19 protein-coding genes are annotated in these 14,121 nt (G+C 29.3%); 5 read left to right on the forward strand and 14 right to left on the reverse strand.

All coding sequences use genetic code 11. The features are described from left to right. The 7 genes from KQI18_RS13575 to KQI18_RS14260 all read right to left on the reverse strand — a co-directional run. The coding region (locus KQI18_RS13575; RefSeq protein ID WP_216467582.1) for a hypothetical protein at nt 1–227 on the reverse strand (227 nt) is incomplete at its 3' end. Between the two features lie 2 nt (nt 228–229). Further along, nucleotides 230–553 carry a hypothetical protein gene (locus KQI18_RS13580; RefSeq protein ID WP_216468469.1) on the reverse strand — a complete coding sequence of 108 codons (324 nt, stop codon included), beginning with the start codon at nt 551–553 and terminating at the stop codon, nt 230–232. Nucleotide 554: 1 nt separating this feature from the next. After that, a complete protein-coding gene (locus KQI18_RS14390; protein ID WP_272876233.1) occupies nt 555–683 on the reverse strand; it encodes a hypothetical protein in 129 nt (42 codons plus the stop codon). Between the two features lie 24 nt (nt 684–707). Then, the gene (locus KQI18_RS13585; RefSeq protein ID WP_216468470.1) at nt 708–872 is read right to left on the reverse strand and encodes a hypothetical protein; all 165 of its coding nucleotides are present in this window, start codon (nt 870–872) and stop codon (nt 708–710) included. Nucleotides 873–920: 48 nt separating this feature from the next. Next, nucleotides 921–1,247, reverse strand: coding sequence for a helix-turn-helix domain-containing protein (locus KQI18_RS13590; protein WP_236887786.1), 327 nt, complete (start codon nt 1,245–1,247; stop codon nt 921–923). A gap of 12 nt (nt 1,248–1,259) precedes the next feature. After that, nucleotides 1,260–2,015 (reverse strand): ORF6C domain-containing protein, encoded by a 756-nt coding sequence (locus KQI18_RS13595; protein WP_216468471.1) that lies wholly within the window; start codon nt 2,013–2,015, stop codon nt 1,260–1,262. Between the two features lies 1 nt (nt 2,016). Next, nucleotides 2,017–2,256, reverse strand: a complete 240-nt coding sequence (locus KQI18_RS14260) for a helix-turn-helix transcriptional regulator (RefSeq protein WP_330654432.1) — start codon at nt 2,254–2,256, stop codon at nt 2,017–2,019. Between the two features lie 164 nt (nt 2,257–2,420). On the opposite strand from KQI18_RS14260, the gene KQI18_RS13605 reads away from it, so the two are divergent. From KQI18_RS13605 to KQI18_RS13620, 4 genes are all read left to right on the forward strand, one after another. Further along, nucleotides 2,421–2,816 (forward strand): helix-turn-helix domain-containing protein, encoded by a 396-nt coding sequence (locus tag KQI18_RS13605; RefSeq protein ID WP_216468472.1) that lies wholly within the window; start codon nt 2,421–2,423, stop codon nt 2,814–2,816. Nucleotides 2,817–2,870: 54 nt separating this feature from the next. Beyond that, on the forward strand, nt 2,871–3,272 hold the full coding sequence (locus KQI18_RS13610) for an ImmA/IrrE family metallo-endopeptidase (protein ID WP_216468473.1): 402 nt from the start codon (nt 2,871–2,873) through the stop codon (nt 3,270–3,272). A gap of 20 nt (nt 3,273–3,292) precedes the next feature. Continuing rightward, nucleotides 3,293–4,375 carry a type I restriction endonuclease gene (locus KQI18_RS13615; RefSeq protein WP_216468474.1) on the forward strand — a complete coding sequence of 361 codons (1,083 nt, stop codon included), beginning with the start codon at nt 3,293–3,295 and terminating at the stop codon, nt 4,373–4,375. A gap of 115 nt (nt 4,376–4,490) precedes the next feature. Further along, nucleotides 4,491–5,624 carry a site-specific integrase gene (locus KQI18_RS13620; RefSeq protein ID WP_216468475.1) on the forward strand — a complete coding sequence of 378 codons (1,134 nt, stop codon included), beginning with the start codon at nt 4,491–4,493 and terminating at the stop codon, nt 5,622–5,624. An 80-nt stretch (nt 5,625–5,704) separates the two neighbouring features. Here the strand turns inward: KQI18_RS13620 and rlmD are convergent, their stop codons facing one another. Together rlmD and KQI18_RS13630 are read right to left on the reverse strand one after the other, a co-directional pair. Then, the gene (gene rlmD, locus KQI18_RS13625; RefSeq protein ID WP_330654433.1) at nt 5,705–7,060 is read right to left on the reverse strand and encodes a 23S rRNA (uracil(1939)-C(5))-methyltransferase RlmD; all 1,356 of its coding nucleotides are present in this window, start codon (nt 7,058–7,060) and stop codon (nt 5,705–5,707) included. Nucleotides 7,061–7,105: 45 nt separating this feature from the next. Beyond that, nucleotides 7,106–7,843 carry a pseudouridine synthase gene (locus KQI18_RS13630; RefSeq protein ID WP_216468476.1) on the reverse strand — a complete coding sequence of 246 codons (738 nt, stop codon included), beginning with the start codon at nt 7,841–7,843 and terminating at the stop codon, nt 7,106–7,108. 192 nt (nt 7,844–8,035) lie between these two features. On the opposite strand from KQI18_RS13630, the gene fba reads away from it, so the two are divergent. Beyond that, nucleotides 8,036–8,962: a class II fructose-1,6-bisphosphate aldolase gene (gene fba / locus KQI18_RS13635; RefSeq protein WP_216468477.1), complete on the forward strand. Its 927-nt coding sequence runs from the start codon at nt 8,036–8,038 to the stop codon at nt 8,960–8,962. A gap of 220 nt (nt 8,963–9,182) precedes the next feature. Here fba and KQI18_RS13640 read toward each other — a convergent pair whose 3' ends face one another. The 5 genes from KQI18_RS13640 to KQI18_RS13660 all read right to left on the reverse strand — a co-directional run bounded on the left by KQI18_RS13640 (nt 9,183) and on the right by KQI18_RS13660 (nt 14,039). Next, complete coding sequence (locus tag KQI18_RS13640) at nt 9,183–9,674, reverse strand: hypothetical protein (RefSeq protein WP_216468478.1); 492 nt, start codon at nt 9,672–9,674, stop codon at nt 9,183–9,185. Nucleotides 9,675–10,170: 496 nt separating this feature from the next. Continuing rightward, a complete protein-coding gene (locus tag KQI18_RS13645) occupies nt 10,171–11,325 on the reverse strand; it encodes a class I SAM-dependent methyltransferase (protein WP_216468479.1) in 1,155 nt (384 codons plus the stop codon). 68 nt (nt 11,326–11,393) lie between these two features. Next, a complete protein-coding gene (locus KQI18_RS13650) occupies nt 11,394–12,389 on the reverse strand; it encodes a hypothetical protein (RefSeq protein WP_216468480.1) in 996 nt (331 codons plus the stop codon). A 65-nt stretch (nt 12,390–12,454) separates the two neighbouring features. Next, nucleotides 12,455–13,144 carry a metallophosphoesterase gene (locus KQI18_RS13655; protein ID WP_216468481.1) on the reverse strand — a complete coding sequence of 230 codons (690 nt, stop codon included), beginning with the start codon at nt 13,142–13,144 and terminating at the stop codon, nt 12,455–12,457. A gap of 82 nt (nt 13,145–13,226) precedes the next feature. Continuing rightward, nucleotides 13,227–14,039, reverse strand: coding sequence for a GTP pyrophosphokinase (locus KQI18_RS13660; RefSeq protein WP_216468482.1), 813 nt, complete (start codon nt 14,037–14,039; stop codon nt 13,227–13,229). Nucleotides 14,040–14,121: the final 82 nt, after the last annotated feature.

The raw sequence follows: 14,121 nt of genomic DNA on the forward strand, positions 1-14,121 counted from the left end.
AGATTACTTTTGTATGCAAACACAAAACCATCTACATAACTTCCTTTGTAACCTTCTTTTGTTACATCTATTAAATATCTTTTAAGATCTACTAAGCTATAATTTTGTTTATATCTTTTAGCAAAGGCTTCTAATCCTTCTATATATCCTGTTTTGTAGTCTTCATCAAAGAAATTTGTATCTAGTTTTGTAAGTAATATATCCGTTTCTAAATCTTGTATTTTCATTTTTAAGCCTCCTGTGATATACTACTAATAAGATTATGGATAGTAGTATTATTTAGATTAGAGCCATTGCCCTGGCTCTTTTCTTTTTGTTCTTCTCTTTCTAAAATAAGAAGCAGCCCTTTTTTGATTGTCTTTGCCATTTTAAGTTGCGATTTTAAATCATTTACAACTTCCTGCTGATTTTCTATTTTGCCCTCATCTCGTGAACAATATTTAACTGCAGTACGTTTAATATCAGATAACCTTGATTCACTATCTTTTAGCATTACCTCAACTGTATTAATGTTCGAATCAACAATCATCATGATTTCTTTTAGTTTGTCCATTCTATATCCCCCATTCTAGTAAACGTGTTTTTTTACCTTTTGCTAATTCTCTGTTACAGTAGTTATAAAACTTTAGTGTTGGTAGTTTTTTATGTCTTTTGCAAAATCTTATGTACTCTTTAAAATTCATTTTTTTACCTCCTGTTTGTCAAATTTATTTGTTTTCCAAATCTGAAATCCTATGATGCTGTTGACTATTAACCTCTTCTAGATCTGAGATTCTATCGTATAGATGATTTAAGTTATAAGTGGCTAATACACCGATTGCTAAACTTAATAATATTAGAACTCCTGCTATTATCTTTGATAATTTGTTCATTTATTTACCTCCTGATTGTCTGATATTTATAATTTCGATTTACTTCTATTAATTTTTAAAATCAAAGTCCCTTCCTAAGTTATCTCTCAGAAATCTCTCTACTTCAAAATATGGAACTTTCAATCTTCCTAATTTCAAAGCTTTGAGTTCTCCTTTATTTATTAGGCTATATACATCACCTTTACTTACTTTTAATATCTGTTTCAACTCTTCGACAGTAAACAGCACATTTTCGATTTTTGCTGTTAATAATGTCTCTTCTTTTATAATCTCTTTTGTAACTTCAACTTTATTAACTTGTGGCTCTTGATTATTGTTCTTTATTATTATTTGCATTGCATTCATAACAGCTTCCAATGCTTGGGCATTTGTCATAACATGTACCTCCTAATTTAATGTATTAAATTGTAATTGATTATTAACTTCTTCTATTTCTAATCTTAGATTAGTTCCAGGTTCCCATTTTTGTATGTAATTTAAAGCTTCTTCATATCTTTTTACAGATAAGTTTTTATAACTGTTAACTTTGAAATAACCTTTTAAATCTCTATGTAGTGCGCTATATGCTTTCTTGCTTAATTTCTTATATGCAGGTGAATTGTAACCACCTAAGCTATGTACCGCTTTCGTACTAACCTCTGATCTGATATTCTCTGCTAATTCATAATTGATGGTCATTTTATTTTCTAAGTTAGTAACTTTTTCAGTTAGAACTTCTTGACCTTTTTTTAGCTCCTGTTGTTTCTTATCTACCATAAATATTGCTTGTAGCTCTTTTGACATATTTAAGAATGGATTTTCTGTACTTCTGAAATACTTGTTTACTAAATCTCTTTGCACATTCCATGCTAAATCATCTGTGAATGATTTTACTAACATTAGATAACCACTTTCTGTTATTAAGATTCCATTAGATGCAAATTTAGAAAAACCATAACCTTCTAAGCTCACGACGTTTTTCGTCGTTACCTCAAAATAATCAACATCCTTTATAAAATGCTTCTTGTTATCTCTGAAATTTCTACCTGCAGTTCCTTCTACTCTTTCGTGTATAGAATCAATCTCTTTAAATGACACTACTCTTTGTCCTACGTACTCTTTGATTTCTATTTCTTTGTTGTTAACTACAACTAAATTATTCATTTTATATCTCCCTCCTATTAGTATCGTTTATGTTAACTTCTTTTGTAAAAAAAAGATAATCCATACTTTTTCCTAATAATTCGCTTATCAAGACCATCTCTTTTTCGTTAAAATGTCTTTTCCCGTTTTCTTTTAAATTATATGTTGCCTTTGCAATCCCTAACTTTATTGCAATTTTTTCTTGGGTTAGACCTAATATATTTCTACTTGCAACAAGCTTTTTATTTTTAATTCTAATCACCTACTTGTTTTGTATTTGTTATCTTAAATACATTATAGTTCACACAAACAATACTTGTCAATGTATAAGTTTATATTTTCGTGAATTTTTATTATTAAATATAAAAATAAGTTTACGTTTTCGTAAACTTATAATACTATTAAGGTAATAGGGAGGTGTTGTTTGTGACAACATTCGGTAAAAGATTCAAAGGTCTACGAGAAAAAAGAAATCTTACTCAAGAGGAATTAGTTAATATGTTTAATGAAAAATACTATACAAGTTTTAACAAATCGACTATTTCACAATATGAAAATGACAAAAGAAAACCTGAAATAAATGTCTTAGAGAATTGGGCAGATTTTTTTAATGTATCTATAGATTACTTACTTGGTAGAACAGAAGAAAAAAAAGAAAAAAGCGTTGATGTAGAAAAAGATATTGAGAAAGTAATTGATGAACTTTTAGAGCAAGATGGTCTAATGCTTTGTGGAGAGCTAGCAGATGAAGAGGATTTAATAGCTCTTAGAAATTCAATTAGACTTACTATAGATATTTTAAATAGAAAAAATAAAAAATAACTAATATGTAATTGAGGTGTTGCTATTGAGTATAATAAAAAAACAGTAAATAATTTGGTAAATAAATGCAATACAAGAAATGTATATGATATTTGCTCATTCCTTGATATTGAAATATTGAAACATAACATAAATAACTTAAAGGGATATTTTTTGAATATCAAAGGAAATAAAGCTATTATTGTAAACGTTCTCCTTCCTGAGGAAGAAGAAGAAATTGTAATTGCCCATGAATTAGGTCATATTAATTTGCATAGCAAATCAAATATTTGTTTCTTAACAAATTATACATATTCAAATACAAACAAATTCGAAAATGAAGCCAATGAATTTGCTGCGGAATTATTAATTACTGATGAACATATACAAGAAGCAATTGAAAAACAATTTTCTATTGACCAAATGGCTTGCTATTTCGAAGTTCCCAAAGAACTTGTTGAATATAAATTTAAATAAAAGTGGAGGATGGATATATTATGGATTTTTTAGATGAAATCAAACAATTTATAAAAAGATTAGAAACAATAAAGGATAACTTATCTACTGAAGAAGCAACAAAAACAGCACTTATAATGCCTTTATTCCAAATTCTTGAGTATGATATTTTTAATCCTTTAGAGTTTGTTCCAGAATTTACAGCCGACGTTGGTGTCAAAAAAGGAGAAAAAGTTGATTATGCAATAATGGAAGATGGAAAACCTTTAATTTTAATAGAAGCCAAACCTGTAACAGATAAATTAAGAAGGCATAACGCGCAATTGTTCAGATATTTTACAGCAACAGAAGCGAAATTCGCAATCCTTACTAACGGAATTACATATAAATTTTTTACTGACTTAGAAGAAAAAAATATAATGGATGATGAACCTTTCCTAACAATAGATTTATTAAACTCTGACGATAATAAATTATCTCACCTAAAGAAATTTTCAAAAAGTAAATTTGATCTAGAAGATATTTTTAGTATTGCATCTGAATTAAAGTATACTAGTTTGATTAAAGCACAACTTAATAGCCAATTAAATAACCCTAGTGATGAATTTGTAAGATTTATAATATCTGACTTTTATTCAGGCATCAAAACCGCTAATGTTGTAGAAAAATTTAGACCTATAGTCAAGAGATCAATTTACCAATTTGTTAATGATTTTATGAGTGAGAAGTTAAAAGGAATACTAGAAACAGAAAATAATGATGAATCAATATCTAAAGTATCAAATGATAAAAATATTATAATAGATAATAGACCATCAATTTCAATTACTGATGACGAATTACAAGCATTTAACTTAATAAAGGATATATCTGAACCTTTCTCAGATATTGATGATGTTACTTATATAAAAGTTGGCAATGAACTTAATATAATATATAAAAATGATCCATTAAAATTAATTTGCAAAACAAACTTGAATTTTCCTAAAAAAACTATATTTTTACCAGATGCAGAACAAGGAACTTTACAATACTTTATGGATGAGGTTATTGATATAAAAGAATTAAAAGATCAAATTGCTGAAATCATCAAAAGTTATTGTGTGTCTAGCATGTACGTATAGTAAAACTTAATAAATTATTACGAATTAACAATAGTATTAATATTTAAGAGTAGCAAACACCTACTCTTTTATATATATAATTAAACAAACATATATTCTAAAAAGGAGGATATTTATGGGTCATGTTTACAAAAGAGATGAAAAAACATGGTATTACTGCATTGATTTAGGTGTAGTAGATGGTAAAAGAAAACGCATTAAAAGAAAAGGAGGTAGTACTAAAAAAGAAGCATTAACTGCTCTTAGAAAAGCTGAAAATGAATTAGAAGATAAAGGTAGTGTGCTTTTAGAAACCAACTTAACACTTAGCAATTATCTTGATTATTGGTACAAAGAATATGTTCTACTAAATTGTAAATCTAATACTCAAGATTATTACGCTAGAATAATAAAAAACCACATAGTTCCAGCAATTGGTCATTACAAATTAAAAAATATAAACCCAGCTATATTACAAAAGTTTTTAAACCAAAAACATCTAGAGGGTTATAGTAAGAATTCAATTAATAATTTCTATGGTGTTTTAAGTGGATCATTAAAAATGGCTGTTTATCCTTATAAGTACATTAAAGAAAATCCTATGCTTTATGTAAAAACACCAAAGATGCAGGAGAATAAAAAATCTAAAGAAGATTTAAAAGTCTTATCCTTGGATAACTTTAACAAAATTATTAAGAGATTCCCACAAGGAACTAGTTTTTATATTCCTTTGCAAATTGCTTTTCATACTGGTATGAGAGGTGGAGAAGTCACAGCTCTACAATGGGATAATATTGATTTTGAAATTGGGACAATTAAAGTTGAGCATACTTTAATCGGTAAGGGAAAAGGGAATTTTGAATTAGGTACTCCAAAAACAACAAGTTCTAATAGAGCTATTAAAATCGGCGACACATTAATTAATATTTTAAAACAACATAAGCTATATCAAAAGGAAATGAAACTTAAATACGGTCAATGGTATACTAATTCTAATTGGGTGTGTACAAAAGAAAATGGCGAACATGTTACAACAGATAGTATTAAATATCTTAGTAGAGTTGTAAATCATGAATTGATGATAAAGTTCGATTTTCATAGTTTAAGACATACACATGCAACTATGTTATTGGAATCTGGCGCCAATATTAAAGATATACAGAAAAGATTAGGACATTCTAAATTATCAACGACCATGGATACTTATTCACATGTTACAGATAAAATGGAAAATGAAACAGTTACTATTTTAGAGTCTATAATAAAATAATGTGTGCCATTTTTATTTTTAGGCTCACAACATGGCACACATTACACATTTTTCACTACTACAAATTTATTGAAACCACGCTATACTCTCACAAGTTTAGCGACACTTTCCACATGAGGCGTGTTAGGGAACATATCCATACACTTAACTTGCTTAACCTCATATCCGTATTCCTTAAATAGCTCCAAATCTAGTACCATAGTCTTTGGATTGCAAGAGATATATACTATTTCAACAGCACCGAAACTGCAAATATCTCTTATAGCATCCTTATGAATACCAGGTCTAGGAGGGTCTACAATTATTAGATCAGGCTTCTCTTTCAAATCCTTAACAGTCTTCGCCACATCTCCAACTATAAACTCACAGTTTGTTAGCCCATTTAGTTTCGCATTTTCATTTGCCGCAATAACTGCTTCTTCAACAATTTCAATTCCGTACACTTTTTCGGCAGAATCAGCCATTAATTGGCCTATTGAACCAGTTCCGCTGTAAAGATCAAACACTATTTTGTCTTTGTGATCACCTATAAAATCTTTGGCGATACTATAAAGCTTCTCTGCACCTTTTGTATTAGTCTGGAAGAATGAAAAAGGTGATATCTTAAACTTTAGACCAAGTATCTCTTCATATATATAATCTCTTCCATCAAGTAACCTCAATTCATCGCATTGAACAGCATCTGCTAAACCATCATTGATAGTGTGAAGCACACTTACCAAATCCCCTTTTAAATCTAGGCCTTTTAACATGTTTTTATAATCATCCATATCATAATCTATCTGAGATGATGTAACTATATTAACCATAATCTCATCTGTATTTAATCCTTTTCTGACTACTAAATGTCTCAGATATCCACTGTGATCAAATATCTTATATTGAGGAATCCCCTTTTCCCCAAAATATTTAACTGTTGATGTAAGTATGGTCTCAAAATCACTATTAACCAGTAGACATCCTTCAGTTGTAAGTATATCTATATGTCTTCCTTTCTTGTGAAGACCAAGAGTTAGAGGTCCATCTTTCATCTCATTTCCAAAAGTGTACTCCATCTTATTTCTGTAATAGTGTTCATTTGGACTTCCATCTATTCCTAAAAATTGAAAGCCAAAAATATTCTGCTTTAAAAATAAATCCATAACCTGCTTTTCTTTAATTTCAAGTTGCTTATTATAAGGTATAGAAAGCATAGTACATCCACCGCACTCATTAAAATGACCACAAGTTTCTTCAGTTTCTATTGGTGATTTTTCCATTATTTCTAGTAATTTTACATCCGCTTTTCCTCTTCTAACTTTTTTAACAGCAGCTTTAACCTTCTGACCAGTTATTCCGCCTTTCATATTAATGTCTCTATCATAAATTTTGGTAGATGAAGTTCCCCCAAATACCATTTTATCAACTTCGAATTCGATTATATCTTTTCTCTTCACGATTTTTCCTCCAGTTATTCTTGTGTTAATTTATAAGTGTCAATATTAATTTTGTTTATACTCTTTCTCTTCAATCATACGTACTTCTTCATCTGTAAGCTCACGATACTCACCTAATTCTAAACTTTCATCTAGCTTTAGATTGCCCATAGATAATCTTTTTAAATATACCACTTTTTTACCTACACTTTCAAACATTCTTTTGACTTGGTGGAACTTTCCTTCATGGATAGTAAGCTCTATTTCGGATTGTTCATCACTTTTTATAATTTTAAGTTCTGATGACATTGTTTTATACCCATCGTCGAGCACTACCCCTTCCTTAAATGCTTCAATGTCGTTTTTTCCAACTATACCACTAACCCTTGCATAGTAAGTCTTTGGCACATGTTTTTTCGGTGATAAAACTCTATGTGATAACTTACCATCGTTTGTCAAAACTAAAAGACCTTCAGTGTCTTTGTCTAATCTCCCAACTGGAAATGGTTCAAATACCATATACGATTGATCTATCAAATCTACAACCACTGGATCGTATTTATCTGTTGTTGCTGATATATATCCATCAGGTTTATTCATCATTAAATACACAAATTCTCTATAGACAACTTTTTTTCCTTCAAAATAAATCACATCATTTTCTGGATCTATTTGTTGTCCCGGATTTGATACTATTTTATCATTAACTAATACCAAACCATTTTTACAGTATTTTTTGATCTCAGTTCTACTCCCATATCCTAAGTTGGATAATACCTTATCTATTCTCTGTTTTTTTGCCATACTATTCACTCCATCTATATTAAATAACTACAAATGTACATACACTAAAAAAATAAATTATTCTCATTTATACACTACTATCATTATACTTGTAAACAAGCCTTATTACAATTTTACTATATACTTTTTTCATATAGAGGTTATAATATAAATAGATGAAAAAATTAGAAATATTTATTAGGAGGAATATATATGGCTTTAATAACTACGAAAGAAATGTTTAAAAATGCTTATGAATCTGGGTATTCAATAGGTGCTTTCAATATAAGTAATTTAGAGCAACTTCAAGGTGTTTTAAAAGCAGCTAAAGCTAAGAATTCTTATGTTATGATTCAAGCATCTATGTCTGCTGTTAAATACGCTGGTCCAAAAACTTTAGTTGATATGGTTACTACTGCATCAAATGAAATAGGCGTAGATGTCGCTCTTCATTTAGATCACGGTCCAGATTTAGAAGCAGTTAAAACTTGTATAGATGTTGGTTTTACATCAGTAATGATAGATGGATCTCATTTTGATTTTGAAGAAAATATTAGAGTAACTAAAGAAGTTGTAGACTACGCTCACGCAAAAGGTGTTGTGGTAGAAGCCGAGTTGGGAGTGCTAGCTGGTACTGAAGATGAAGTTACATCTGATGTACACAAATACACTAAACCAGATGAGGCTGTAGAATTTGTTGAAAGAACTGGTGTTGATTCATTAGCTATAGCTATAGGAACTTCTCACGGTGCATTTAAATTTAAAGGGGAAGCAAAATTAAGATTTGATATCTTAGAAGAAATCCAAGAAAGAATCCCTGGATTCCCAATAGTACTTCATGGTGCATCTGCTGTAGACCAAGAAGCTGTTAAAACTTGTAATGAATTTGGTGGAGATATATCAGGAGCTAAAGGTGTTCCAGTAGATATGCTTAGAAAGGCATCTTCTATGGCAGTATGTAAGGTAAATATGGATACTGATTTAAGATTAGCTATGACAGCTGCTGTTAGAAAATACTTAGCTGAAAACCCAACTGTATTCGATCCAAGAAAATACATTGGAGCTGGTAGAGACGCTATACAGACTGTTGTTGAAAATAAAATTGACACAGTTTTAGGTTCTGCTAATTCAGTTAAATAATATATGAAAATAGTCAAAACGGGTAGGTAGTTATAAATTACAATACGCTTTAGTCAGTCTAAGTATTTCTGAAATTTCGTATTCGTTAGAATTTATAACTTCCTACCCTCTTTTCATTACATTAAAGAATTTTTGCTATATGCCCGTTGATATTACACTATATATGTATTAAATGATTTTTAAAATAAAAAAACGGGTTTTTCAACCCGTAAATTGCTTCCTAAGAGTAAAACTTAGATGCTCCAACCAACTGCCTCTTTGATACTATTTTTGCTAGATTTGATAGTGACGATATTTTGATGTCTTTAAACGATACCAAAAATACAAACTTAAAGTCTGTAAACTCTTGGTTTATATTGTATATATCAAAATAACACCTAATATTGTCTAATGAATAACTCTCCTGTAAATCAGCTTCAATCTCATCTGAAATATCTTTCAGATAAGCTCTAATATCTTCAAATAGTATATTAAAATAGGATTCGTCGATTTCCTCTCCTAATTCTTCCAATAATTCCTCTATATCGAGATCATCTATATCAAATTTATTTCCTGTCAATTGACAATCAAATACAAGTATTTTATCTTGATTTATAGTATTCGATATATCCTGTACATAATCAAAATCTGGGCGCAAACACAAAGTATCTTTAACCTCACCACTGTTAACATGGATCTTTCCTTTATTGCTCATAAGCGTTAAATTTATCATACTAGCACCTCCCCAATCTTATCTTTGTTATTAACTACTGATATACCCTAAAATTCAAATGTTTAAATTTAAATTTCGCTATATTAAGTATATTCATCAATAACATGCTCAGCTCCTTCTACTAAATACTCTCTATTTAGAGAATCTGTGTAACTAAAGCTATCAAATAACTTTGCCAATCAAGTAATTATAGCATAAGTTCAACTATAAATCAAAGAACCATATACTAAATAATTATTATATAAAATATAGTATTATATTTGCTGTCCATATGATATACGATCAGATATAATTTAACTTAAATATAAAATACGAGGGGGAAACTTAAACAATAAAAAGTCCACTTCAAATAAACTCGCTTTTGAATGGGTCAAATCAAATGGTGAGTATGTAGACTGATTAATGAGGTTTTAAATTAAACCTAAAAAGTTATTTATTTAAGTCAAAATAAAAAATGCTCCAAAACAAATAATAGTTTTAATAACATAAAAATTTTTTAAATTAATTTCTCTAAAGTTGGTTCTACGCTAAATTTAGCCTTTAATTCTTCGTACTCATTTAAGGCTTTTTCATTTTTTTCTTTCTTTTTAACAGCTCTTATCATAAGATTTTTTGGAGTATCTAACGGTGAAATATACTCTACAACCGAAGTCTCATAGCCTCTTGCTTCAAGCATCAAAGTTCTCATACCATCTGTAAGTAGATCTGCAAATCTTGCTTTAAAAACACCGTGTTTTATTATTGGATCGAGTACTTCATATTTATATTGTCCAAGTAACTCCTTATGGCAACATGGAACTACCACTATAGCTTTAGATTTTGCTCTTATTCCCAATCCAATAGCCATATCGGTTGCTGTATCACAAGCATGTAAACTTATAACCAAATCTATCTCCTTATTTGGAGTATAGTTTGTAAGATCTTCTTTTATAAAATCCATGTTTTTATAGCCTAGATTATCAGCCATTTTTTTAGATGCTTTTATAACAGTTTCGGAGTAATCAATACCTATAAAATAGCATTTTTTCTTTAATACTTCTTTTATATAGTAATTTAACACAAAGCTTAAATAAGATTTACCACAAGCACAGTCTAGAACAGTAATACTGTCTTTAAATTCTAGTTCTTTTAATAATTTATCTATCAATTCTACGAAGTGATCTATTTGATTGTACTTCCTTATCTTATCATTTTTTATTTTTCCGTCTTTAGTAAGAACACCTATCTCTTTTAAAAGATCATTAGCTTGTCCTACTTTTACGTAGTAGTCTCTATTTTTAATTTGAGATGAAGTATATTCATCAATATTTGGCTTTACATCATCATTATCTAAATATTTTACAGTTACTTTTTTGTTATCTCCTTCAACAAGAACTGTCGTACCTCTTTCTATATATTTAAAACTAATCGAATCGTAATTTTCAGATTCTTTAGCTATATGTTTTAATAGTTCGTTAAAAGTAAACATTTCTGTTTTACCTTTAAAATTAAATTTATACTTGCTGTCTTGTTCTTCTCCAACTCCATTAAATACTTTGGTTCCAGATTTAAATTCAACCTCTAATTTATTGAAGAAATCTTTGTTTTCACTGTTTCTCTGATTTATACCCATAAAAAACATATTTAGTTTTGCTATATTCTGCTTGTTCATAGATATTTCCCCCCTTTTCTGTAAAATCAAAACTTATTTATTAACATTAAATTATTAAATTTTATTTTTTATTTATCTTCTATTTCTTTTTTTAAATCGTTTACTTTTTGACTAAATTGCTTTACCTTCTTATCAGATGAATCCAAGTAATCCGTTACCTTGGATATATATTTTGGATTTTTAGAGTCAACAAGTTTAATTGCATTATCCATTGATTTTGCTCTAAGTTCATATGTTTTCTGCATATATGATTTAGCATTTTTTAACTCTTTCTCATATTTACTCTTTGATAATTTTGGAGTTTCCATTTCTTTATAAAATTCAGCTAGATCTTTACATTCATCCCTTGCAGTAGTTATGTCTTTATTTACCTTTTTTATATTAGATAAGCTACCAGCAACATTCTTGGTATAATGAAGACATTTCTGCATTGACTTCAATGCAGTTTTTTCTGCTGAGAAAACTTCTTTTCTAAAGCTATCTATCTTATCTAAATCAGATTGTCTTTCTTTTTCTAGTTTTTGTTTTTTAGGATCATTTAATTTACTTGTTTCTTTAATTTCACTTTTTTCATCAGACTTATCTATATTAGAATGTTCCTCAGTATTTGGATTACTGCTGCTATTATCTAATTTATTTTTTGAATATTCACCCACTGTATCATTATCTGTATTAACAGTAAACTTACTGCTTTCTTCACTGTCGTCATCTAGATCATCTTCTAATTCATCATTGAAATCATCCGATTCAAGACTATCATCTTCCTTTATTCTATATTTCTTATACACTTCTCTATTATTATCTTCATAATTATCAATATTATCTTCATCTGTGTAGATTAAACTTCCATTGTTATCAACTTGCACTTCTACTGCTCTATATTTATCCATAGATTCTTCAATTCTTTTTAGCCCGCTCATATATATGTTGCAAATCACTATTAATGTCATAAGTACTACGTAAATACTGCTATAAACCAAAGATCGTTTTTTATTTTTGTAATTTCTAAATAAAATCACTAACGGAATAAGATATAAAAATATAAATACCAATATCCACCTCATAAATCACTTCTCCTTTTATATTCATATATCATATAGTATTTACCAAGTTGTGATTTATTAATCCATTACATAACTTTTATTAATTGAAAATCAGTATAATCGCACGAAGCAAGCACATATTCTACACTATTTCTTATACCTTTAAGTCCCATCTTAAATGATTCTTCTCCGTGAAGATGACCGTAAAGTACCTTTTCAACTCCATACTCTTCATATAGATTTGTAAAAATAGACTCGTCTAGCTTATCATTAGTAGGTGGATAGTGAACACACATAATAATTTTTTTATAGCCTCTGTTTTTAGCCGCCTCTAATGACAATCGCAACCTATGCTCTTCTCTGATGTAAATCTTTTGATCATTTTCATCAAACTTGACATCATTAGGACAAATCCAACCTCTCCCACCGCAAATTGCATAATCTTCATACGTATAAAAATTAGTGTGTAAAAAGTTCATATTATCGTAAAGTTTGTTTAGCCCTGTTACTGTGGTCCACCAATAATCATGGTTACCTTTTATAAATATTTTTTTTCCTGGTAGCGAATCTATAAGATCCAAATCAGATTTTGCTTGTGTTAGATTTATACCCCACGATGTATCACCAAGTACAATTACAGTATCATCACTTGATACATTTTCTCTCCAATTCGATATAATTTTTTCTACATGTCCATTCCAATTGTCTCCGAAAATATTCATTGGTTTATCTACAGATGTTGAAAAATGCAAATCACCTATCGCGTACAGACTCATTTTTTATCACATCCTTAAAAATAGGCTGTCCCTTTTTAGAAAAGCTTTTCTAGCAGAGACAACCGTATTAAATTCGTTTAAATTATTCACTTGTCTTACTATCAACACCATCTATTCTATACTGCTCCAACAGTTTGTCTATATCTCTTTTAAGGTCTAAAATATAAGTTATATCCTTTTCTTGTTGTGCTTTATCCAGCCTTCTTTGATATTGCATAGCCTTGTGTGTTTCACCTAGATCATACAATTCTTGTATTCTGTTTAATGTGTCACGCATAGCTATAGACTTCATTTGATACATAGCTTGAGCGTTCATTATATCTCCCCTGATTTCACTCATCTCTTGATCAAGTAAAAATGCTGCATCAGATGCTCTTCTTAATCTCTCAGCCAATGTATCTGGTATATAGTGATCATATTTGTATTTAAGCGAGTGCTCTATCGTAGCCCAGAAATTCATTGCAAGTGTTCTAATCTGAATCTCACAAATAATCTCTTTTGATCCCGCTATAGAGTTAATTGGATACTTGATAATAACATGATAACTTCTATAACCGCTGTCTTTATAATTTGTTATATAGTCTTTTTCACCTATTACAGTCATATCGGTTCTTGCTTTTATCAAATCAATTATAGCATATATGTCTTCAACAAATTGGCACATAATTCTTATTCCAGCTATATCGTCTAACTCGGTCTCAATATTTTTTATATTTAATCTCTTAACCTTTGATATTATAGATGAGATCTTTTTCGTTCTACCGGTTACAAATTCTATAGGGGAATAATCACCTTTAGCCAAAAACTCTTTTCGTATATTTTTAAATTTTATCTTTAACTCTTCTACAGCATGGTCATAGGGAGCTAACACTTCATCCCACTTTTCATATTCCATCTTGTTCACCCTTTATTTCTTTTTTTACAGTCCTTTCTATTTTAACATAATAATTTTTATTTTTGTAATTCTTACCCCATAA

The organism is Metaclostridioides mangenotii (assembly GCF_018917235.1).
GTDB lineage: Bacteria > Bacillota > Clostridia > Peptostreptococcales > Peptostreptococcaceae > Metaclostridioides.